Raw genomic sequence first — 729 nt, 5'->3', positions numbered from 1 at the left:
GGCCTGATGGACTGGAAGCGGCTGAACGCGGCGCTGAGTGCGAGCTTCGTGTCGCACCGAGGCCGACCGGCAACGTCGCCGCGGTTGATCGCAGGGCTGCTGTACTTGCAGCATGCCTTCGACCTATCGGACGAAGAGGTGGTTTGGCAATGGCTTGAGAACCCGTATTGGCAGGTGTTCACCGGCGAGACGTACTTGCAGACGAAGCCGCCGGTCGATCCGTCGAGCCTGACGCGCTGGCGCAAGCGGCTGGGCGAAGCCGGCGTCGAAGAGTTGCTGGCCGAGACGATCGGAGCGGCCAAGCGTGCCAACGTCATCAAGACTTCGAGCCTGAAGCGGGTGATCGTCGATACGACGGTGATGGAAAAAGCGATTGCGCATCCCACCGATTCACGCCTGCTCGAACGTTGCCGGGAACATCTGGTGAAGGCCGCTGCGCTGCACGGGCTGAAGCTGCGGCAGAATTACAACCGCGAAGCGCCACGACTGGCGGGCCAGATCGGGCGCTACGCGCATGCCAAACAGTACAAGCGGATGAAGAAAGCGCTGCGCACGTTGCGTTCGCGCGTGGGGCGCGTGATGCGCGACGTCGAGCGGCAACTGGACGGGGTCGCTCAGCAAGGTCGGGCGGCGTTGGAAGAGTTGATTGGCCGCACGAAGCGCATTCTCACGCAGAAGCAGAAGGACAAAAACAAGCTGTACGCGCTGCATGCACCGGAAGTCGAGTGC

Annotated in this window: 1 protein-coding gene; it reads left to right on the top strand. The window is 63.0% G+C overall.

The annotated features are described in order from the left end of the window. Positions 1-729, top strand: a 729-nt coding sequence (locus K1J10_RS10650; protein WP_223357351.1) for an IS5 family transposase, incomplete at both ends; no start/stop codon positions are given.

The organism is Streptococcus australis (assembly GCF_019930045.1).
Lineage (GTDB): Bacteria > Bacillota > Bacilli > Lactobacillales > Streptococcaceae > Streptococcus > Streptococcus australis_D.
The sequence above is the reverse complement of the archived record's forward strand: the minus strand, read 5'-3'. Positions and strand labels throughout refer to the sequence as shown.